The following is a 20,842-nucleotide window of genomic DNA, read 5'->3' as shown; positions in this document are numbered from 1 at the left end:
TTTGATGACCCAACGTATGATTCTGAATGAAACCGCCTGGTTTGGTGCTGGCGCATTACGTCATTTGCCTGAAGAGGTACAGCGTCGCGGGATGCGTAAAGCGCTTATTGTCACTGACAAAGCGCTGGTTGCGGCCGGTGCGCTGAAGCGGGTAACTGACCTGCTGGAACAGCATCAGCTTGCCTGGGCGGTCTTTGATGAGGTCGTTCCGAATCCGACTATCCGGGTAGTGCAGCAGGGCGTTGCCGTGTTCAGGGAATCAGGTGCTGACTACCTCATCGCCATCGGCGGTGGTTCACCGCAGGACACAAGTAAAGCGATCGGCATTATTATCAACAACCCTGAATTCGAAGATGTTCGCAGCCTGGAAGGGGTTAGCCCAACCCGTCATCCGTGCGTGCCAATCATCGCAATTCCGACCACGGCAGGCACGGCGGCAGAAGTCACTATTAACTATGTCATTACCGATGAAGAGAATCGTCGCAAGTTTGTCTGCGTCGATCCGCATGACATTCCAAAAGTGGCGATTATTGATGCGGAGATGATGGCGAGCATGCCCGCCTCGCTGAAAGCGGCCACCGGTATTGATGCCCTAACTCACGCGATTGAAGGGTACATTACGCGCGGTGCCTGGCCCCTGACTGACATGCTGCACCTCAAAGCCATTGAAATTATCAGCCAGTCGCTGCGCGAATCGGTGGCGGGAAATATTGTTGCTGTTGAGCAGATGGCGCTGGGGCAGTATGTGGCCGGTATGGGCTTCTCCAATGTCGGACTCGGTCTGGTGCATGGTATGGCACATCCACTGGGCGCTTTTTATAACGTGCCGCACGGCGTGGCGAACGCCATTCTGCTGCCACAGGTGATGGCATGGAACGCCCCATCAACAGGCGAAAAATATCGCGATATTGCCCGTGCGATGGGCGTGAAACAGGTCGACACGCTGACGCTGGATCAGGCGCGGGAAGCGGCTGTCGCTGCAGTTCGTCAGCTCTGCCGCGATGTGGGTATTCCGCGTTCGCTGCGCGAGGTCGGCTTACAGGAGGCGGATATCCCTGCACTGGCGCAGGCGGCGCTGGATGATGTCTGCACCGGCGGTAACCCTCGTACCCCGGATCTGGAAGCGGTGATGGCACTCTATCGTCAGAGTTAAAACGCGTACGCTGTTTAGTCATGCACTGCCATGTCTGGCCCGCCCACCATAGCGGGCTTTTTTACGTCAGGGTAACGGTCAGTCAGCAAGCGTTCGCCAGGGGATGTAAAGATAGGATGGCGGCATCAGCAAAGGTTCGACCCACATTTCCCGCCACGGTTTCAGCCTGAAATCGCCCGTTATCATCATCGATGTCAGAGCGTAAATCAGCCATATTGACCGATAATTTCTTTAGATGCTTAACCCTGATTCACTTGATCTGGATCACAAAAATCCGCATCATGCGCAGCGAAAACCATAATGACGCTGCGGAGATATCAATGACACTGTACCAGGGTATGCTAATTTTTTATGCCGTTGTTGCACTGGTCGCGACGCTAATCACTTTCTTCATCGCCAAAGATAAGCTGAGCATCAAACTGCTGAGCGCTTTTCTGGTGGGTGCCACCTGGCCGATGAGTTTTCCTGTTGCGCTGATGTTTGCGCTGTTTTAATTGACATTATCCCCTTAGCGACCACACTCAGGTAAGACGTCCCTGACCTGCCAACCGCCGATCACCGACGTGACCTTGCTCAAAAGGGTTAATAAGGAGCGGATATGCGCGTATTCAGTGTGATGATTCTGGTTTCTCTTCTCAGTGCCTGCAGTGCCCCGTGGCACGCTGAAAAAACGGTTCCCGCGGCCGAAACCCGTCAGCAGACCTGCCAGCCCGGATCTAATCCCAGCCAGAACGACTGTGGTCACTTCCCTGAGCCTGAGTTCCACTAATCACTCATACAGCGATCGCGGCGGCGAGATCGCATTTACGCTATTTCATCATATAACAAGGCTTTACAGGCCGCTAACCGGTCAGTAAAGTAACGCCCAGACATCAATTCTGATGCGTAAGCGTTAACGTCAACCAACGCCCCCGCAGCACTGCTGCATGTGATGATCCCTGCCATGATGCCTGTACAACAGCAAGCTAAACCCCTCGCTGCGTTTTCCAGCGCCAGCTTTTTTTTGTTCGTCCTGCTGCTCACCGCAGCAAATCTTCGGGCACCGATTACCGCCGTCGGGCCGGTGCTGCAGGATGTCCGCCAGACCTTTGGCCTCAGCGCCAGCGAAGCAGGCCTGTTTAACTTTATTCCACTGATGCTTTTTGCCCTGCTCGCCCCGCCTGCCGCCTGGCTGGGAAATCGGGTCGGGCTGGAGCGCAGTTTGTGGAGTGCACTGTGCCTGATTACTGCTGGTTCACTGTTGCGCTGGTTGCCTGCTGAAGCGGCATTATGGAGCGGAACGCTGCTGCTGAGCGCAGGTATTGCCGCGGCCAACGTACTGCTGCCGCCCCTGATTAAGCGCGATTTCACCGCCCATACCGCCAGATACATTGGCCTTTATGCCGCCACCATGTCGATTACTGCCAGCCTCGCGTCGGGCATTGCCGTGCCGCTGAGCGAGCTCTCAACGGCGGGCTGGCGACTCTCACTGGTTGTCTGGGCGCTGCCAGGGCTGGTTGCGCTGCTCGCCTGGCTGCCGCTTTTACGTCAGCGGCAGTCATCTTTAGCGTCGGCTGAAGCCCCTGTTGCACATCGTCATGCGTGGCGCTCAGCCGGTGGCTGGCAAATCGCCCTGTTTATGGCACTGCAATCGCTGGCATTTTATACCCTGATCGACTGGTTTGCCGTGTTTGCTCAGGATAATGGCTTCACTCAGGCGCAGGCTGGGTGGCTGCTGTTCTGGTATCAGGCAATTGCAATCGTTGCTAATCTGGCCTGTATGGTTGCGCTGAAGCGGGTAAAAGATGCCCGGCTCACCGCATTCATTGCTTCCTCGGGTATTTTCCTCGGTATGTCAGGTCTGCTGCTTAATCCGCAATGGGCGTTGATCTGGCTGACACTGGCCGGACTGGGTGCCGGGGCTTCACTGGTGCTCTGCCTCTCGCTGTTTAATCTGCGCGCCACACATCACCGTCAGGCCTCACAACTTTCAGGCATGGCGCAATGTGTGGGCTATGCGCTGGCAGCCCTGGGCCCGCTGTTTTTTGGCGTGCTCCATGAACAGAGCGGTAACTGGACGCTGCCCTTCAGTGTGCTGGCACTGCTGAGCCTGTTACAGATGGTATTGGCTCCGCTGGCAGCACAGTCAAAACCCATCAGCTGAAAATGCGGCTCAGCGACTCACAACAGATGACTGGCCGGTCGCAAATGCATCACGCATTGCCGGCCAGCGTAAACCGACGGGAGAAAAGTGCGTGTCTGAACTAAATAATGCTCTGCTGCAGGAGGTCCTGGATCAGGTGCGTCCGCTGGTCCATCGGGGAAAAGTCGCTGACTATATCCCCGCGCTGGCCGATGTTGCGGCCGACAATCTGGCCATTGCCGTTTGCCTGCGTGACGGCACCCTCTTTCAGGCGGGCGATGCGGAGACGCGCTTTTCTATTCAGTCGATATCCAAAGCGCTATCGCTGACTGTGGCACTGACCCGCTATGACGACAGTGAAATCTGGCAGCGGGTTGGCAAAGAGCCATCAGGCCAGCCATTTAATTCACTGGTCCAGCTGGAGCTGGAACAGGGCAAGCCACGTAATCCGTTTATCAATGCCGGTGCGCTGGTGATTTGCGATCTGCTGGAAACCCGCCTGACGGCGCCACGCCAGCGAATGCTGGAAATTGTGCGCCAGCTTAGCCAGCAGCCCGATATCAATTATGATCGCCACGTTGCCCGCTCTGAATTTGAACATTCTGCCCGCAATGCCGCGATAGCCTGGCTGATGAAGTCGTTTGGTAATTTCGATAATGATGTCACCAGCGTCATGCAGACCTATTTCCACTATTGCTCACTGTCGATGAACTGCGTTGAACTGGCGCGCACCTTCATCTATCTGGCTAATCAGGGTAAAACACTGGATGGCAGCCAGATGATTACACCGCGTCAGGCGCGGCAGATTAACGCACTGATGATCACCAGCGGGATGTATGATGGCGCAGGCGAATTCGCGTGGCGGGTTGGGATGCCTGCAAAGTCGGGCGTAGGTGGCGGAATTATTGCCGTCATCCCTGGCGAGATGAGCATTGCCGTCTGGTCACCCGGGCTGGACAGCGCAGGTAATTCGCTGGCGGGCACTGCTGTGCTGGAATTGCTGACGGAAAAGCTGGGGCGCTCGATATTTTGATACTGAGCGCGCAAATAACAGGCTCGCCGTGATGAAAAGCGATGGAGTTCCCATGATTCCGGCAAGCTGATTTTATATTTTCAGTGCAGTACGCTGGCGATTTGAGTCGTCAGCGTTAATCAGCGCTCAAAAAATTCTTAGCGCGAAATCTGTGCCAGCTCCTGTACAAAGGTTTTGGCGTTTGAGACTTCGCCCGCCTGCACAATGCAGTTTGCCAATGATTATCACCTGCGATGAAGAGTGATCGCCTGCCATCAAAATGGATACCAGCTTGTCCATCATTTCTGCCAGATCACGTTGCCGGATATGTTTCTGCAACAGGGTCAGTGCCGCCATGCTGCGGTGTTGCATGATCTCATCGTCAGGAATCGTCGTGACATCGACCAGTGGAAAACTGTGGCTGTAAAGCCTGTCCGCCAGCAACGGGTCGTCGAACTCATCCAGCCACCGGGTCGAATAAGGATAGGGAGTGCGTCTGCCCGCGTAAAACAGTATAGGTATTACCCGCGGCAATCTCTTGTGCCCAGCTTCAGGATGGCGCTGCATGGCAGCCACTGCATAGCGCATCAGCCGAAATGCCATATGTTTGTCAGGTGATGACTGATGCTCAATGAGTACATGGATCTATCCATTGCCAGCGATAGTCTTACGACTGTAAAGCACATCGCTAACGTACTGCCGAAGGTCATCCTCGACAAACGACCCCGACTCCAGCTTCAGTGTGCTGAGATCACAGCGTTGGCACAACTCTGGCGGCAGGTGCAGCGCCAGGAAATCCCGGGCAATATCCGGCTGAGTCAGAAATTGCCGGAATGTCGCATCATGAGGCGTGTGCGTGCTGTTGTTCTTTTTCACTGACCAGACTCCTTTCTGTTCCTGAAGCGCTGACAACGGCTGATTCAGCAGGATAAAAGGCGCTAAATCCTGTAGCGCACGAACGTTTAAAGACCGGATGGAAATAACGAAATGAATACTCTGATGATTGAACCCCGTAAAACGCTTTTCCTGAATTCTACGAGGTTGCTCTGAATATTAACGAATTGCAGGCCTCAGAAAGCCATTCGACCCAGCTCAGCTCACCACATTAACCGGCTCGCCCTGAATAAAGGCCGCAATATTGGCCATCACACCCGTCACCAGATTCTCTACGCCGCTGCGACTCGCCCAGGCAATGTGCGGCGTCAGCAGCAGATTGGGCAAATCTGCCAGCAGCGGGTTATCTGCAGAGGGTGGTTCGCTGCTCAGAACATCCAGCGCCGCGCCGCCAATCAGCCCCTGCTTTAATGCCTCAGCAAGATCGGCCTCGTTAATGAGGCCACCACGCGCGGTGTTAATCAGCAGCGCATGCGGTTTCATTTTCTCCAGCGCCTCGCGATCAATCATCTGACGGGTGCTGTCACTCAATGGGCAGTGCAGCGAAATAATATCGCTGGTGGCCAGCATCTGCTCAAAGCTGACATAGCCCTCACGCACCCGATCACTGCCTTTGCGCTCCGCGTACTGGACCTTCATTCCCAGCGCCTGGGCCAGCCTGCCGACCGCCTGACCGATATCACCTTTGCCCGCGATACCCAGCGTGGCGCCGCCAATATCCCCTATTGGCTGACGATGCAGACAAAAGTGCTGCGCCTGCGGCCAGTCGATGCGGGTATTAACGGCATAAGCCATCATGTGACGACGCAAGGCGAAAATGGCGGCGATTACCGCCTCCGACACGCTCTGAGAAGAGTAGCCGGGTACATTACTGACCACGATGCCGCGGACGCGGCAGGCCTCTGTATCAATACAGTCATAACCGGTTGCCGCAATACAGATAAAGCGCAGTTCAGGAAGCTGCGCCAGGGTGTCGGCACACAACGGCACCTTATTGGTAATCGCAACCGTCGCGCCCGTGAGCGAAGAGACAATGTCACTGACCGGTGTTTGTGCGCGAATCTCCCAGTCAGCCTGTAGTTGCCCGGTCGGCAGAGAGACAGGCAGTGTGTCACCATCCAGCATTACAATTTTCATCTTCATTCCTTTATGGGTTCGGTTAAATGCAACCGACTCATTAATGTTATTTGTATGTATTTAACGAGTAACATCTAAGTTAAATGATGCTGGAATTAAAGTGAATATGTTCAAAGAGTGCGAATTTTTTCGGAACAGATGCCACTTTATTTAACCCTTTTATCCCCTTCGCGTTACACTGCCGCCCGGAATTCTCACCCCTTGCGTCCGTTACAATCATGCAGAAATCTTCACTCAGACATCGACTCACTGCCGGTATTGCGATACTGGCCGTGCTGCTGTTGTTTGTCGCCCCGATGATTTCAAAGAATCTGGCTGAGCATCACGCCACAATGCAGCGTGTCTCCGCTATGAGCGCAGAGATGCCGATGATGCATCATCACAGCGAAATGATGTCAATGGCGGACCATGGGATGATGATGGATCCTGGTTTTGCCTGTGTTTACTGCGATTTACTGGTGCACGTGCCGCTGATGCTCTGGGTATTTATCCCGTTCATCGAGTGGATGAGCCTGATCAGCCGCGCCCCGCCGCCCTCTGCGATTAATCCGCCTCCGTGGCGATGGATGTTGCGTCTCCACCGACCACGAGCGCCGCCTGCTTTCACTTCACACTCACTGCTTTCTGATTCGATTGCGTGACAACGTCACCCAATCGCCTTTGTCTTTTGAAAAGTGTGGAATGCTATGTCCTCTTCTCAGGAAATTATCCCTGCACCGCGCGGCACGCTGTTTAATCTGTTTCGCCGCCTGCATTTTTATATCGGTCTGTTTATCGCACCGTTCATTTTTGTCGCCGCGCTCACCGGCACGCTCTACGTTCTGACGCCGCAGCTGGAACAGGCTATCTATCACGATGCCCTGACCACCGATGCACAGGGCCAGGCACAGCCGTTGTCAGCCCAGATTGCCGCCGCACGTGCGCGTGCGGGTGAGTCTGCACGTATCTACGCCGTGCGTCCCGCACCGGGTCCGCATGATACAACCCGCGTGCAGTTTGCTGAGCCTCAGCTTGGCCCATCGGAATCACGATCGCTGTTTATCGATCCCTACACTCTGCAGGTGAAAGGCGATATGACGGTGTATGGCACCAGCGGTGTGTTGCCGCTGCGCATGTGGCTGGATCAGCTGCATCGCGGCCTGCTGCTCGGCGATTTTGGCCGTAACTACAGCGAGCTGGCAGCCTCATGGCTGTGGGTCGCTGCGCTGGGTGGGATCATCTTATGGTCCGGCACCCGGCCACCACGTACCCGTAAGAAAGTGCGCAGCGGATTTGCGGCAACGCGTCACTGGCACGTTACGCTGGGTCTGCTGCTGGCTATCGGGCTGGTGTTCTTTTCGGTAACGGGACTGACCTGGTCACAGTGGGCAGGCAACAATATCGAAAAGATGCGCAGCGACTTTGGCTGGAAAACGCCGCAGGTTAATACCGCACTGAACGGTGACGCGCCCGCCGAAGCAGCCGATCCGCATGCTGACCATCGCGGTGCGATGGAAGGCATGACGATGTCCGGCATGACCATATCAGCCAGAATCGCCGCGCCAGTGGTTCTCAATCAACCGAATGCCAGCTGGGATCAGGCACTGGCAGCAGCACGTCAGGCCGGACTGCACGCCGCGAAACTGGAGCTGCGTCAGCCTAAGAACGCAGAACAGGCCTGGACCGTATCGGAGATTGATCGCAGCTGGCCAAGTCAGGTTGATGCGGTTTCTATCAATCCGGCTGATTTCAGCGTGGTCGACCGCGTTGAATTCGCCAGCTTCCCGCTGGTGGCAAAACTGACCCGCTGGGGCGTGGATGCGCATATGGGGGTACTGTTTGGTCTGCCTAACCAACTGATTCTGGCCCTGTTCGGCTTTGGACTCTGTGCGATGATAGTGCTGGGCTACCGCATGTGGTGGATTCGCCGCCCGGCGGTTCCCCAGCTCAGCCCCTCGCAGACGCTGTTGTCCGTCTGGCTTGCACTGCCGCGTTATACGCAGGGCACCAGCCTGATAGTGACGCTGGCGCTGGGTTATGCGCTGCCTGTTATGGGCATCAGCCTGGTTGTGCTGATCCTGCTGGATATTCAGCGCTGGCGCAGCGCGCAGCATGCGTCGGTCATTCGGGAAGAAATTGCGCCAGATAAGCAGTCGCCGCTGGCTATCGTCCAGTCACGCTTCGCCGGAAAGCGCAAAGAAATGCGCTATTTTCTCCGCAGCGTCACGGTGCTGGCGCTGATTGTGATTTCAGTGATGGCGAATGCGATGATCGGCGGCGTAATTGACCAGTATCAGATCCCCTTCAGCCACTGGTCACTGACCATGTATATCACCCAGGCGATGATGATCCTGCTCTACTCCACGGTCTTTACCGGGCTATTGTCGATCCCACTCTGGTATTTCTTCCTGGGTGAGAGCGACGAACAGGGCAAATAAGCAGATGACACACCGCGTCATTTTTTATTCAAAATAACTGACGAAGCCGGGCAAATCATCCGGCTTCTCATTCTGCGCCTGAGGTCTATGATCGTTGTTATGCCTTCCTTTATCTGAGAACTCATCATGAATATTGTGCGAGCTAATTCTGAACAACTCTTTGAGTACGGTCCTTTTACCGTTCGTCGTCAGCGGCCTGGCGAGGCGCTTAGCCCGTTGCTCATTGTTGACCTGATGTCGCTGAAACTGGATGCCCGGATCCCGATGCAGCAGCATCAGGACGAAGAAGTGTTCACCTACCTGTGGCGCGGTTCAATGCAGCATCAGGACAGCAACGGCGAGCGTACTCAGCTCTCTGCGAAAAAGGTAATGGTGGTGAATGCCGGTGAGGGTGTTCAGTACGAAGAATCAGTGCCGCTGTATGAAGCGGAACTGTTGCAGGCCGTTATCCGGCCTTCACTGCCGGGCGGTGAAGCGATGACTCAGGTGCTGGAGCGCGATCAGGGCATTATGACTAACGGCTGGACCGAACTGGCCGGGCCGGAAGAGTCTGATGCCCCGCTGGAATTGCGCCAGGAAGTCTATATCTACGATACGCTGCTGGAGCGTAACCAGACGGTGGACGTGCCCTCGATGCCGGGCTTTGTGGCTTATCTCATCGTGCTGGAAGGAATTATTCGCATCGGCGATCAGCGACTCAGTCGCGGCGATGCGGTGAGCGGGCTGGATAGCAGCATGGAGGTTACCGGCGATCGGGATGCCAATCTGGTCTGCTTCCTGGTGAAGCCTGATAATGTTGCATAACAAAGCGCGGGATAATCCCGCGCTTTTTTTTTGATGGGCGATTTAAAGCGTTTTACGTTGCTGCATCGCTTGCACCCGCTTATAGACATGATCAAACTGACGTACATCGTCGCGTAGCCAGTGGCGTTGTGTCAGCGGTGCATCATCCAGTGCCTGCGGCAGCGGCACGCCGGACAGCGATCCCCGGCAGCAAAAGGCGCGCGCCAGCGTCGGCGTAGTGATGCCAATGTAGCGGGCAAACTCAGGTAAGGTCATCAGTGCAGTGCTCATATTCCACCTCCTGTTAACAAAATATTCCCTGCATTTTCAGCCCAAATCTTTAATGCATTTATTGATCTGAAACATAGATATGGTACTAATCTTCTGCCTGCTGATGAGATAGCTCGTCTCGCCTGCCGTAAAACGAAAAGAAGTGAGGACCCCGTGCGCCATTATGGATTGATGATAGCCCTGCTGTTTTCCGGCTTTACAGCTGCTCATACTCTGACACCCGGTCAGCCTGTCCCGCCGGTCTACATTGCCGACAAAGGCGAAATGGTGCTGAACCAGGGTGACATCGATTATCAGCGCTGGAACAGTCAGACACTGACCGGAAAAGTGCGTCTGGTGATTCATGTTGCTGGCCGGCTTTCTGCGAAAGATCAGAGTGCCTCCTTAATTAAAGCCATTCAGCAGGCCCAACTGCCGCGTGACCGCTTCCAGACTACCACCATCGTAAATACCGACGATGCCCTGCCCGGCAGTGCCATTTTTGTGGTGCGCAGCATCGCCTCCAGCAAAAAAGCAGCACCCTGGCAGCAATTTATTATCGACAGCAGTGGCGTCACTGCGCATAGCTGGCATCTTCAGCCGGAAAGCGCGTCTGTCGTGGTGATTGATCGGGAAGGGATTGTACGCTTCGCTAAAGATGGCGCATTATCGGATGAGGATGTCACCAGCGTGATGAAAGCGCTGCGCGCATTACTGGGCTGATTCAGGCAATATAGTGGTCAGGATGGCACGTTAAAACGCGGAATGCTGCTGAATTCGCCGACATTTTTATCACTGTGAGCTACGCTTAGTTGTAATGGATTTACCCGCCGTTCTTTGAAAACCTGCCAACTATGCTGTGGCAGTCGGGGACGATTATTGAAGATGGCATCGAATCATTTCGACCTGCTGTGACTTCCTCTGTAGATAAGGACAGCCATGATGACGGTCTGTGCAGAACAACACGTCAATTTCAGCCATAGTGATGCAGCCACCCTGTTGAACGACATTGAGCAGCGGCTTGATCAGCTTTTACCGGTGGAGAGTGAACGTGATTTAGTTGGCGAGGCAATGCGCGAGGGTGCGCTGGCACCGGGAAAGCGTATCCGCCCGCTGCTGCTGCTGCTGGCCGCGCGCGATCTCGGCTGTAGCGCCACCCCTGCCGGGCTGCTTGATCTCGCCTGCGCGGTTGAGATGGTGCACGCCGCCTCCCTGATTCTGGATGACATGCCCTGCATGGATGATGCGCAGTTGCGTCGCGGACGTCCGACCATTCACTGCCAGTATGGTGAACATGTCGCGATTCTGGCCGCAGTGGCGCTGCTGAGTAAGGCTTTTGGCGTGGTTGCAATGGCTGAAGGCTTAACGGCAGCTGCCAGAGCTGATGCGGTCGCGGAGCTATCTCACGCTGTCGGCATGCAGGGTCTGGTGCAGGGTCAGTTCAAGGATCTTTCAGAAGGTGACAAGCCACGCAGTGCCGACGCCATTCTGATGACCAATCACTACAAAACCAGCACCCTGTTCTGCGCCTCTATGCAGATGGCCTCTATTGTGGCGGAAACGCCAAAAGAGGCGCGCGAACAGCTACACCGCTTCTCGCTTAATCTCGGTCAGGCCTTTCAGCTGCTGGACGATCTCACTGACGGCATGGCGGATACCGGCAAAGATGCCCATCAGGATGAGGGGAAATCGACGCTGGTCAATCTGCTGGGGCCTCAGGCGGTTGAAACGCGACTGCGCGATCATCTGCGCTGTGCCAGTGAGCATCTGCTTTCGGCCTGCCAGGACGGTTATGCCACTCATCATTTTGTTCAGGCCTGGTTTGAGAAAAAACTCGCTGCCGTCAGTTAAGGATGCTGCATGAGTCACTTCGCGGTCATTGCACCGCCCTTCTATAGCCATGTGCAGGCGCTTACGCATCTGAGCCAGGCCTTAATCGCACGCGGACACCAGATTACCTTTATCCAGCAGACGGATGTCAGCGCACTACTTACTGACAGCCGGATAGGGTTTTTCCCGCTGGGTCTCGCCTCGCATCCGGCAGGCAGTCTGGCGCATACCCTTCAGCTGGCGGCGCATCCTCTTGGCCCATCAATGCTTAAATTAATCAATGAGATGGCCCGCAGCACAGAGATGCTCTGCCGTGAACTGCCGGTGGTGCTGAACACGCTGGCGATTGATGGCGTGATCGTCGATCAGATGGAGCCAGCCGGTGCGCTGGCGGCAGAGTCTCTGAACCTGCCCTACGTCTCTGTGGCCTGTGCGCTGCCACTTAACCGTGAACCCCATTTTCCGCTGGCCGTGATGCCGTTTGACTATGCTAACACCGACCAGGCACGCGAACGCTATCGCGCGAGTGAAAAGATCTATGACTGGCTGATGCGCCGTCACGATCGCGTTATCGCCCGTAACGCCCATGCGATGGGATTAGCACCACGGGAAAAGCTGCATCACTGCTTTTCACCCCTTGCGCAGATCAGCCAGCTGTTGCCGGAACTCGATTTTCCCCGCCAGGCGCTGCCCGACCATTTTCATTCGGTCGGTCCGCTGCGTGCAGCGGTAACAGCGCCTGCCGCGTCGCAGCCACGTTATTTCCCACATGGCGACAGACCACGCATTTTTGCTTCACTTGGCACGCTGCAGGGGCACCGCTACGGCCTGTTTAAAACCATTGTTCGCGCCTGCCATGAGATCGACGCGCAGTTGCTGCTGGCGCATTGTGGTCGTCTGTCACCGTTTCAGGCGGAAAAACTGGCGCAGTCCAGCCATGTTCAGGTGGTCGATTTTGCCGATCAGGCTGCCGCACTGGCGCAGGCCGATCTGGCGATAACGCACGGCGGCATGAATACGGTACTGGATGCTGTTAACTATCTGACGCCAATGCTGGCGATTCCCCTGGCCTTTGACCAGCCGGGCGTCGCGGCCAGAGTGGTCTGGCACGGTATAGGGCGTCGCGCGTCACGCTTCACTACCAGCCACTCAATGGCCCGTCAGCTTCAGACTTTGCTGGCTGATGAAAGCTACGGCCAGCAGATGAAAACGCTGCGCACTGCGCTCTGTCAGGCGGGCGGCACCACCCTCGCAGCGGATATTGTCGAACAGGCGATGCAGACCCGCAAGCCGGTACTCCACAGGAGAGATTATGTCGCGGTATGATCTGATTCTGGTGGGCGCGGGGCTGGCTAACGGGCTGATTGCTCTGCGCCTGCGCCAGCAGCGTCCGTCACTGCGTATGCTGCTGATTGATGCAGAAAGTGAGCCTGGCGCGCATCATACCTGGTCGTTTCATGCGGAGGATCTCACTGACACGCAGCATCACTGGATTGCTCCGCTGGTGGTTCATCACTGGCCCGGTTATGAGGTGCGCTTTCCGCAACGCAGTCGCAACCTGAACAGTGGCTATTTTTGTGTGACCGCAGCGCGTTTTGCGCAGGTGATCCGCGATCGGTTTGCGCCGGATCTGCTGCTGAATACCCGCGTGGCGAGCATCGCTTCACGCCTTGTCACGCTGGAGGATGGTCGGGTGCTGGAAACTGACGCGGTGATCGATGGACGCGGCTATCAGCCCGATGATGCGCTGCGCATGGGCTTCCAGGCGTTTGTGGGTCAGGAGTGGCAGCTCAGTGCGCCCCACGGCCTGACCGCACCAGTCATTATGGACGCGACCGTGGATCAGCAGTCAGGCTATCGCTTTGTCTACAGCCTGCCCTTTTCGGCGGATACGCTGCTGATTGAAGATACCCACTATATTGATAACGCCACGCTGGAAGGCGATCGCGCCCGTCAGAATATCCGTGACTATGCTGCTCAGCAGGGCTGGCAGTTAAAGCAGCTATTGCGTGAAGAACAGGGCGCGTTGCCGATTACGCTGACCGGCGACGTGGACGCCTTCTGGCAGAAACGCGATCTGCCCTGCAGCGGTCTGCGTGCCGGGTTATTCCATCCTACCACCGGCTATTCGCTGCCGCTGGCGGTCGCGCTGGCGGACCGGCTGGCGCAGATGCAGTCGTTCACTTCTGAGACCCTGCACGCCACCATTCAGCAGTTTGCCAGTCATTCCTGGCAGCAGCAGCGCTTCTTCCGCATGCTAAACCGGATGCTGTTTCTGGCGGGTCCGGCAGACCAGCGCTGGCAGGTTATGCAACGATTTTACGGCCTCCCCGAAGGTCTGATTGCCCGTTTTTATGCGGGAAAACTTACTGTGTCTGATCGGCTGCGCATCTTAAGCGGCAAGCCGCCGGTTCCCGTACTGGCTGCGCTACAGGCTATTATGACTCCTCACCGTCAACAGGCGATGCAATGAACAGAACGACAGTAATTGGTGCAGGCTTTGGTGGTCTCGCGCTGGCCATTCGCCTTCAGGCGTCAGGGATCCCTACGCGGCTGCTGGAGCAGCGTGATAAACCCGGCGGCCGCGCCTATGTTTACGAGGATCAGGGCTTTACCTTTGATGCCGGCCCCACGGTGATTACCGATCCCAGCGCTATTGAAGAGCTCTTCACCCTGGCAGGTAAAAAACTCTCTGACTATGTCGAACTGCTGCCGGTGAAGCCGTTTTATCGCCTCTGCTGGGAGTCCGGCAAAGTCTTCAGTTATGACAACGATCAGCCCGCGCTGGAAGCGCAAATCAGCGCATTTAATCCGCGTGACGTAGAAGGCTATCGTCGCTTTCTGGCCTATTCCCGTGCGGTGTTTGCAGAAGGTTATCTCAAGCTCGGCACCGTGCCATTTCTGTCATTCCGGGACATGCTGCGCGCCGCCCCTCAGCTGGCAAAACTGCAGGCGTGGCGCAGCGTCTACAGCAAAGTGGCGAGCTATATTGAAGATGAGCATCTGCGTCAGGCGTTCTCTTTTCACTCGCTGCTGGTAGGCGGAAATCCATTTGCCACCTCGTCAATCTATACCCTGATTCATGCGCTGGAACGTGAATGGGGCGTCTGGTTCCCGCGTGGTGGCACAGGCGCCCTGGTACAGGGCATGGTGAAGCTGTTTCAGGATCTGGGCGGCGAAGTGGAGCTGAATGCCAGCGTTGCCCGGCTGGAGACGCAGGAAAATAAAATCATCGCCGTGCATCTGGATGATGGCCGGGTCTTCCCGACCCGCGCGGTTGCCTCTAACGCTGACGTGGTTCATACCTACCGCGAACTGCTGAGTCAGCATCCCGCCGCTGTGGCCAGGGGAAAATCCCTGCAGAACAAGCGCATGAGCAACTCGCTGTTTGTGCTCTATTTTGGCCTGAATCATCATCACGATCAGCTCGCGCACCACACAGTCTGCTTTGGTCCGCGCTATCGTGAATTGATTGATGAGATCTTTAATAAAGACGCCCTCGCAGAGGACTTCTCGCTTTACCTTCACGCGCCCTGCGTGACCGATCCGTCACTGGCACCCGAAGGCTGCGGCAGTTATTACGTGCTGGCACCGGTGCCGCACCTCGGCACCGCCGATATCGACTGGGCCGTGGAAGGTCCTCGCCTGCGCGATCGCATCTTCGACTATCTGGAACAGCACTACATGCCAGGCCTGCGCAGCCAGCTGGTGACGCATCGCATGTTCACGCCGTTTAATTTCCGCGATGAATTGAATGCGTATCAGGGCTCGGCATTCTCGGTCGAGCCGATTCTGACGCAAAGTGCCTGGTTCCGGCCCCATAACCGCGATAAGACCATTAAAAATCTTTACCTGGTCGGCGCGGGCACCCATCCTGGCGCGGGCATCCCAGGAGTGATTGGTTCGGCCAAAGCCACCGCAGGATTGATGCTGGAGGATCTTGCTTGAATAGTCCGTCACTGCTCGATCATGCCGTTGAAACCATGGAAGTGGGCTCGAAAAGCTTTGCCACGGCATCGAAACTGTTTGATGCCAAAACCCGACGCAGTGTGCTAATGCTCTACTCATGGTGTCGTCACTGTGATGATGTGATTGACGATCAGGTGCTGGGATTCAGCAACGATACGCCGTCACTGCAATCTGCTGAACAGCGCCTGGCGCAGCTGGAGATGAAAACCCGTCAGGCCTATGCCGGATCGCAGATGCATGAGCCTGCCTTTGCCGCCTTTCAGGAGGTAGCGATGGCGCACGATATTCTGCCTGCTTACGCTTTTGATCACCTGGCGGGCTTTGCGATGGATGTCCATGAGACCCGCTATCAGACGCTGGACGATACGCTGCGCTACTGCTATCACGTGGCGGGCGTGGTGGGTCTGATGATGGCGCAGATTATGGGCGTGCGCGACAACGCCACGCTCGATCGCGCCTGCGATCTCGGTCTGGCCTTTCAGCTAACCAATATTGCCCGCGATATTGTTGAAGATGCTGAAGCGGGACGCTGTTATCTGCCCGCTGAGTGGCTGGCAGAAGAGGGGCTGACGCGGGAGGCGCTGGCGGACCCGCGCCATCGCCAGGCCGTCAGCCGCGTTGCCCGCCGACTGGTGGAGACGGCAGAACCTTATTATCGATCGGCATCGGCGGGGTTGCCCGGTTTACCGCTGCGTTCAGCGTGGGCCATTGCGACGGCAAAACAGGTTTATCGTAAGATCGGTATGAAAGTAGTCGAAGCGGGTGCACAAGCGTGGGATCAACGTCAGTCCACCAGCACGCCAGAGAAACTGGCCATGCTGGTGGCAGCATCCGGTCAGGCAGTTACTTCCCGGATGGGACGTCCTGCTCCACGCCCTGCTTACCTCTGGCAGCGCCCCGTTTAACGCCGTGACGTTCCCTGAGCGTCGCCTGCAGTTTTGACAGCGGCGGCGCATAGAGAAAACCAAATGAGACACAATCTTCCTTACCCCGTACCGCATGATGCAGTCGGTGCGCCATGTAAAGCCGGCGCAGATAACCCCGGCGCGGCACATAGCGGAATGGCCAGCGCTGATGGACCAGCCCGTCATGCACGATAAAATAGAGCAGACCGTAAAGCGTCATCCCTGCACCGATCCACTGTAGCGGCCAGATGCCTGTGCTGCCCAGATAAATAAGTAAAATCGACAGGCCCGCGAACACCACCGCATAGAGGTCGTTAACCTCGAACCAGCCCTTATGTGGTTCATGATGTGACAGGTGCCAGCCCCAACCCCAGCCATGCATGATGTATTTGTGCGCCAGCGCAGCCGTTATCTCCATGCCGATAACGGTGACCAGAACAATCAGGGCATTCCAAATCCACAACATAGCTTCTCCCGAACATGCATCCTGCAAAGTGGTACAGAGGAATAATTTTAACAGAGATTAGGGAAAACCGCGGGTCATGGTTAGCGGGTTTTAACAATTGCTGCAGGAGACGGGGCGTAATGCGCAGGGCTGATGACACATGCAGCCAGCATCACGCAGCATTCGTCAGTGATGCACAGCCTGTGCCTGTTAATTATAAACGAGATTGAACGTCACCGTGCCGTCCGCTTTTCCCGCCATCACCTGCCCGCCAGTCTGAATATATTGCGCGTTAAACGTCATCGACGCCGCCTGATTGGGAGAAGAAACTGTCGTCAGCACCGGCAGCTGATCGGTTGAGACATTCAGCGGCACGCGCTGACCTTCCGGGACCTGCAGGCCGGGTCCATAAGTCAGCGCAATGCCTACACCGGATGCTGAGTTGCTCTGAGGCGTCAGGCTGATGGCATCTTTATCACCTGATGTAGCCATACCAAAGAAACCGACTTTTACGGCTGCACTGTGCTCACACATCACCTGAATCCGGAAGCGCTTCTCGCTTCCTGCCCGGCTGCCGATACCGGTGAATTCCGTCTTACTCACCTTTCCCATGTCCACATTAATAGCGGACTGGGAGGCGACCACAGAACAGCTGCCATACTGCACGGTAAAGCTGGAGAGGAATATTTGCGGCTTGTCGTTGATTGGCTGGCTGCTGGCTGCACTGTCCCCGACCTTCAGGCTGGCATTGCCAATGTTCACCTCACCGACAGATGCGGGTTGATCGCCAGGGTTAAGCGGCGAGCGCTGTCCGGGAATTTTATAGAACACCACATAGGACTGAAGGGTTATGTCGTGGGCAGAATTTAACTGTGGGCTGGTCTGGGAGTTGCAGATCGAGCTGGTTTTACCTTTACCGGTGGTATCAGCGAAACCGCCACCGCAATAAGACGGCTCCTTGAAACCAATAGCGAACCCGATGCTCTCAACGCCTGGAACACGGTATATCGGCGTATTGTGCCCGCCCGCGATATTGGTCTGTAAGCCGGACTCTTCAGCATTAATCTCAAACCCCATATCTTTGTAGTTATAGCCCTGCTCACCGCTGTTTTTATTGCATGTAAAAGCATTGCTGCTTTGCAGGGGCATCTGCGCCGAGATGGGGGTGCCATCGGCTGCGCCCGGCACATAGTTGACGTTATGCACCTGCACGACCACCTGGCTGACGCCCTGACAGGACTCCTGTCCCAGTGCAGGTAAAGCACATAATGTCGGGATAATCAGCATCATCCCTTTCGCTAAACGCAGAACTGATTTCATCTTACATTCCTGTGAATTACTGGCAAACCGCAGAGACGAGTCTGACCGGATTGGTGCCGCTGGCGGCAGGCAGGCGGAACGGCGCGCGGCAGCTTTTCTCCCCCCCCTCTTCCTGCCATTTCACCTCGATAACACCCTGGGCGGGTACACCACTCAGATAGAGTTCGCCTTTTTCAGCGACGATGCCGCTGGTGCTGCTGTTTTTTCCCTCTTCGGCGAGCGCGATCTGCCCCGTCGCCCCGAAAGGTGGGAAGGCATCCTGCCAGCTAAGCGTGAACAGCACCCGATTACCCACGTGGGTGGCATAGTCGGTCATCACAATCGCGCCGCGTGTCGGGATAGCCGTTTGACCATCCAGTTCGACGTCAACATTGTCGGGCAGCGTATCCGTTTCCAGTTCGATGGCATTTTCATGATAAGGCGAAAGTGACGGCACAATCGCATAGCCGCGACCATCGGTGACCACATTGCTGCTGCTCTGAATGCCCACATCGGCCGTACCCGGCACACGCACAATCGCGAAGGTGTCGCCCAGCGGCTGGCTCAGCGTAATGCCGTGTGCATGTGCGACGATGCCGCCCGAGAGACCATAGTTAAACTGAGTGCTGTGGCGATCATGACTGACCCCAGCACTGAGGCTGCCGCGACTGCCACGATAGTCCAGCGAGCCGTTGCTGTTCAGATTTTGTCCCTGGCTGTTGTGGCCCTGCTGCAGGTTGTAATGCAGGTTGTTGTCCTGTAACGCGCTACCCGACAGGCTGACCTGCTGCGAAACATTCCCATCATTGCCGGAGTTCATGCTGTAGCTGACGGAGCTGTCTGGCAGCAGCGCGATGAAGGGAACAGAGACATTAAAAGAGACCGCGCGGTCAGCCTTACGGACGCTGGTCGAGTCGGTGTAAAACCAGGCGATGCCCCAGGAAATGGCTTTGTAATTGCTGTAAAAACCCAGATGCAGGGTGCGATCTTCACTCTTTGAACGCCAGTAGCGCTGCACATAGGCAGAGGCGCTAAGGCTGCCGTAGTCACCCATTTCCTGAGAGACCATTATTTCTGACCGACTGCGTTTGTTAGCCACGTAGCGGGTCGGGCTGGTCATCGCATTGGCTTCGCTGAAGGCATAGAAACCACTGGAGGAGTAGCGATAGCTCGCCATGCTGAAAGTCGTATTGGTGGAGGCGAAATTTTTCTGATACTGCGCGCGGACTGACTGACCACTGCTGCTCTGGCCTTGCGCTAAACGGGTTTTAGCCACGGTAACATCGGTTCCCAGCGAGCCAAAATCGCCAAGACTTTTACCCAGACCGATCGCCACAGCGTGATAATTCTGCGCCATCTGAACGCCACCAAAGGCGGTAAAGTCATGCGGCAGTCCGTAAAACAGTGTGGACTGCACAAATTCAGGTGAACGTAGATTGTTGCTGCCTGAGTAATGATAACGACCGCCGCTGACGCTGTACTTCATATGCCCCTCACGCAGCATATAGGGCACCGCCGAGTAGGGCTGGGTGAAGGTTCGCACCGTGCCATCGCTTTCATGGATAGTGATATCGAGATCACCGCTCTGCGCCGTGGGATAGAGATCTTTGATTTCGAATGCGCCCGGTGCGACTACAGTTTCATAAATCACGTAGCCATGCTGACTCACCGTGACCCGCGCATTGCTGTGGGCGATGCCGTGTATCACCGGGGCAAAACCACGCTGACTCTCGGGAAGCATGGTGTCATCAGACATGATCTGCACACCGCGAAACTGCACGCTGTCAAAAACGTCGCCAGAGGTGTAGGTATCTCCGACCCTGAACTGGCTTTTCAGTGTCTTAAGATCCCGCTCCAGATAAGTAGTCTGGGATTGCCAGTGACTGACCAGATCACAGCGCCAGGTGGCCGTGTTACGCAGTCGCCATGCGCCAAGATTGGCCCCACTGCGCAGGCTGAGCAGCGTTGAATTCCAGCGGTCGCTTTCATTACGGCTGCTGCTTCCGGTGAGGTTATAATTTACAAAAGCGGCCGATACACCCTCATCCCAGCGCGAAGGATCGACATAATCGCGATCTTTTATTTTCAGGGCAATCTGGGGAATGGAAAGATTTAACTGCTGGTGCGCGAAATCAAAGTTGGCCGCAGCATCGGGTATGAAATCACCCAGCTCCTCAACCGTCTTATCTTTCTTCAGATTTCTGAACGCAGAGAAGCCGTTTACGTTGACACCAATCGCTGAAAGTTCTTCCGCCGTCAGTTGCGGAACAAGCCCGTTTCTGCCCTGCACAAAAGTGACATCGCGGCTATCAATCATCCGGTTGTTGAGCAGCAGCGTGACATGATAGGTACCCGGTTGCTGGCCGCCTTCATGGGCGAAATAGTGGAGATCGGCGGCGTTATGCTGATCGGATGAAAATTCCAGCGCCGCCGGATTAAAGTAGTCATCCGCACGCGCACCACGCAGCGGGCAGAACATAAGCAGCATCAGACCTGGAACGCCTGCAAGCCAGGAGGAGGCGTAAAGCGGTTTCGCGTGCTTTTTCTTCTCTGTATTGGCCTGTTGAGTGACTTTCACTGTTGATGCCCCGGATTCAAATCAAAAT

General features: G+C 55.9%; 19 protein-coding genes and 1 pseudogene. 14 read left to right on the top strand and 6 right to left on the bottom strand.

The window, feature by feature from the left end; all coding sequences use genetic code 11:
* Positions 1 to 4: 4 nt before the first annotated feature.
* The 5 genes from fucO to glsB all read left to right on the top strand — a co-directional run bounded on the left by fucO (position 5) and on the right by glsB (position 4,308).
* On the top strand, positions 5 to 1,153 hold the full coding sequence (gene fucO, locus ACTJKZ_RS11030) for a lactaldehyde reductase (protein ID WP_161735424.1): 1,149 nt from the start codon (positions 5 to 7) through the stop codon (positions 1,151 to 1,153).
* A gap of 320 nt (positions 1,154 to 1,473) precedes the next feature.
* Positions 1,474 to 1,647, top strand: coding sequence for a GhoT/OrtT family toxin (locus ACTJKZ_RS11025; RefSeq protein ID WP_008924737.1), 174 nt, complete (start codon positions 1,474 to 1,476; stop codon positions 1,645 to 1,647).
* Between the two features lie 104 nt (positions 1,648 to 1,751).
* Entirely contained in the window at positions 1,752 to 1,922 is a 171-nt protein-coding gene (locus tag ACTJKZ_RS11020; protein WP_202605013.1) for a hypothetical protein, read from the top strand.
* Positions 1,923 to 2,096: 174 nt separating this feature from the next.
* Positions 2,097 to 3,296 (top strand): CynX/NimT family MFS transporter, encoded by a 1,200-nt coding sequence (locus ACTJKZ_RS11015; RefSeq protein ID WP_161735422.1) that lies wholly within the window; start codon positions 2,097 to 2,099, stop codon positions 3,294 to 3,296.
* A gap of 91 nt (positions 3,297 to 3,387) precedes the next feature.
* Positions 3,388 to 4,308, top strand: coding sequence for a glutaminase B (gene glsB / locus ACTJKZ_RS11010; protein WP_222925824.1), 921 nt, complete (start codon positions 3,388 to 3,390; stop codon positions 4,306 to 4,308).
* Positions 4,309 to 4,457: 149 nt separating this feature from the next.
* Here the strand turns inward: glsB and ACTJKZ_RS11005 are convergent.
* Positions 4,458 to 5,163: pseudogene (locus ACTJKZ_RS11005) on the bottom strand (Rpn family recombination-promoting nuclease/putative transposase); the annotation flags it as partial.
* A gap of 216 nt (positions 5,164 to 5,379) precedes the next feature.
* On the bottom strand, positions 5,380 to 6,318 hold the full coding sequence (locus ACTJKZ_RS11000) for a D-2-hydroxyacid dehydrogenase (protein ID WP_161735418.1): 939 nt from the start codon (positions 6,316 to 6,318) through the stop codon (positions 5,380 to 5,382).
* Positions 6,319 to 6,536: 218 nt separating this feature from the next.
* Here ACTJKZ_RS11000 and ACTJKZ_RS10995 point away from each other — a divergent pair, with 218 nt between their 5' ends.
* From ACTJKZ_RS10995 to ACTJKZ_RS10985, 3 genes are all read left to right on the top strand, one after another.
* Positions 6,537 to 6,959 carry a DUF2946 domain-containing protein gene (locus ACTJKZ_RS10995; RefSeq protein WP_440829577.1) on the top strand — a complete coding sequence of 141 codons (423 nt, stop codon included), beginning with the start codon at positions 6,537 to 6,539 and terminating at the stop codon, positions 6,957 to 6,959.
* 45 nt (positions 6,960 to 7,004) lie between these two features.
* Positions 7,005 to 8,735, top strand: a complete 1,731-nt coding sequence (locus tag ACTJKZ_RS10990) for a DUF2534 family protein (protein ID WP_440829576.1) — start codon at positions 7,005 to 7,007, stop codon at positions 8,733 to 8,735.
* 126 nt (positions 8,736 to 8,861) lie between these two features.
* The gene (locus tag ACTJKZ_RS10985) at positions 8,862 to 9,539 is read left to right on the top strand and encodes a pirin family protein (protein ID WP_161735412.1); all 678 of its coding nucleotides are present in this window, start codon (positions 8,862 to 8,864) and stop codon (positions 9,537 to 9,539) included.
* Between the two features lie 42 nt (positions 9,540 to 9,581).
* On the opposite strand, the gene ACTJKZ_RS10980 is transcribed toward ACTJKZ_RS10985, so the two are convergent.
* Entirely contained in the window at positions 9,582 to 9,809 is a 228-nt protein-coding gene (locus ACTJKZ_RS10980) for a hypothetical protein (RefSeq protein ID WP_440829575.1), read from the bottom strand.
* Positions 9,810 to 9,980: 171 nt separating this feature from the next.
* Here ACTJKZ_RS10980 and ACTJKZ_RS10975 point away from each other — a divergent pair, with 171 nt between their 5' ends.
* From ACTJKZ_RS10975 to crtB, 6 genes are all read left to right on the top strand, one after another.
* Complete coding sequence (locus tag ACTJKZ_RS10975) at positions 9,981 to 10,511, top strand: YtfJ family protein (protein WP_161735468.1); 531 nt, start codon at positions 9,981 to 9,983, stop codon at positions 10,509 to 10,511.
* Positions 10,512 to 10,730: 219 nt separating this feature from the next.
* Complete coding sequence (locus ACTJKZ_RS10970) at positions 10,731 to 11,639, top strand: polyprenyl synthetase family protein (protein WP_222925872.1); 909 nt, start codon at positions 10,731 to 10,733, stop codon at positions 11,637 to 11,639.
* A 9-nt stretch (positions 11,640 to 11,648) separates the two neighbouring features.
* Positions 11,649 to 12,944: a glycosyltransferase gene (locus ACTJKZ_RS10965; RefSeq protein WP_161735409.1), complete on the top strand. Its 1,296-nt coding sequence runs from the start codon at positions 11,649 to 11,651 to the stop codon at positions 12,942 to 12,944.
* Entirely contained in the window at positions 12,931 to 14,091 is a 1,161-nt protein-coding gene (gene crtY, locus ACTJKZ_RS10960; RefSeq protein ID WP_440829574.1) for a lycopene beta-cyclase CrtY, read from the top strand. The genes ACTJKZ_RS10965 and crtY overlap by 14 nt, the downstream gene beginning before the upstream one ends.
* Positions 14,088 to 15,566 carry a phytoene desaturase gene (locus ACTJKZ_RS10955; protein WP_161735405.1) on the top strand — a complete coding sequence of 493 codons (1,479 nt, stop codon included), beginning with the start codon at positions 14,088 to 14,090 and terminating at the stop codon, positions 15,564 to 15,566. The genes crtY and ACTJKZ_RS10955 overlap by 4 nt, the downstream gene beginning before the upstream one ends.
* Positions 15,563 to 16,492, top strand: coding sequence for a 15-cis-phytoene synthase CrtB (crtB, locus tag ACTJKZ_RS10950; protein WP_253417748.1), 930 nt, complete (start codon positions 15,563 to 15,565; stop codon positions 16,490 to 16,492). Before ACTJKZ_RS10955 ends, crtB begins: the two co-directional genes overlap by 4 nt.
* On the opposite strand, the gene ACTJKZ_RS10945 is transcribed toward crtB, so the two are convergent.
* From ACTJKZ_RS10945 to ACTJKZ_RS10935, 3 genes are all read right to left on the bottom strand, one after another.
* Positions 16,431 to 16,958, bottom strand: a complete 528-nt coding sequence (locus ACTJKZ_RS10945) for a sterol desaturase family protein (protein ID WP_161735401.1) — start codon at positions 16,956 to 16,958, stop codon at positions 16,431 to 16,433. The two genes, crtB and ACTJKZ_RS10945, sit on opposite strands and share 62 nt — an antisense overlap.
* 189 nt (positions 16,959 to 17,147) lie before the next feature.
* Positions 17,148 to 18,257, bottom strand: coding sequence for a fimbrial protein (locus tag ACTJKZ_RS10940; RefSeq protein ID WP_222925830.1), 1,110 nt, complete (start codon positions 18,255 to 18,257; stop codon positions 17,148 to 17,150).
* A gap of 16 nt (positions 18,258 to 18,273) precedes the next feature.
* Positions 18,274 to 20,814, bottom strand: coding sequence for a fimbria/pilus outer membrane usher protein (locus tag ACTJKZ_RS10935; protein ID WP_440829573.1), 2,541 nt, complete (start codon positions 20,812 to 20,814; stop codon positions 18,274 to 18,276).
* Positions 20,815 to 20,842 lie beyond the last annotated feature (28 nt).

The sequence above is a fragment of the Pantoea sp. 22096 genome (assembly GCF_052045955.1).
Taxonomy (GTDB): Bacteria; Pseudomonadota; Gammaproteobacteria; order Enterobacterales; family Enterobacteriaceae; genus Pantoea; species Pantoea alfalfae.
This window is presented reverse-complemented; position numbering and strand designations above follow the sequence as displayed.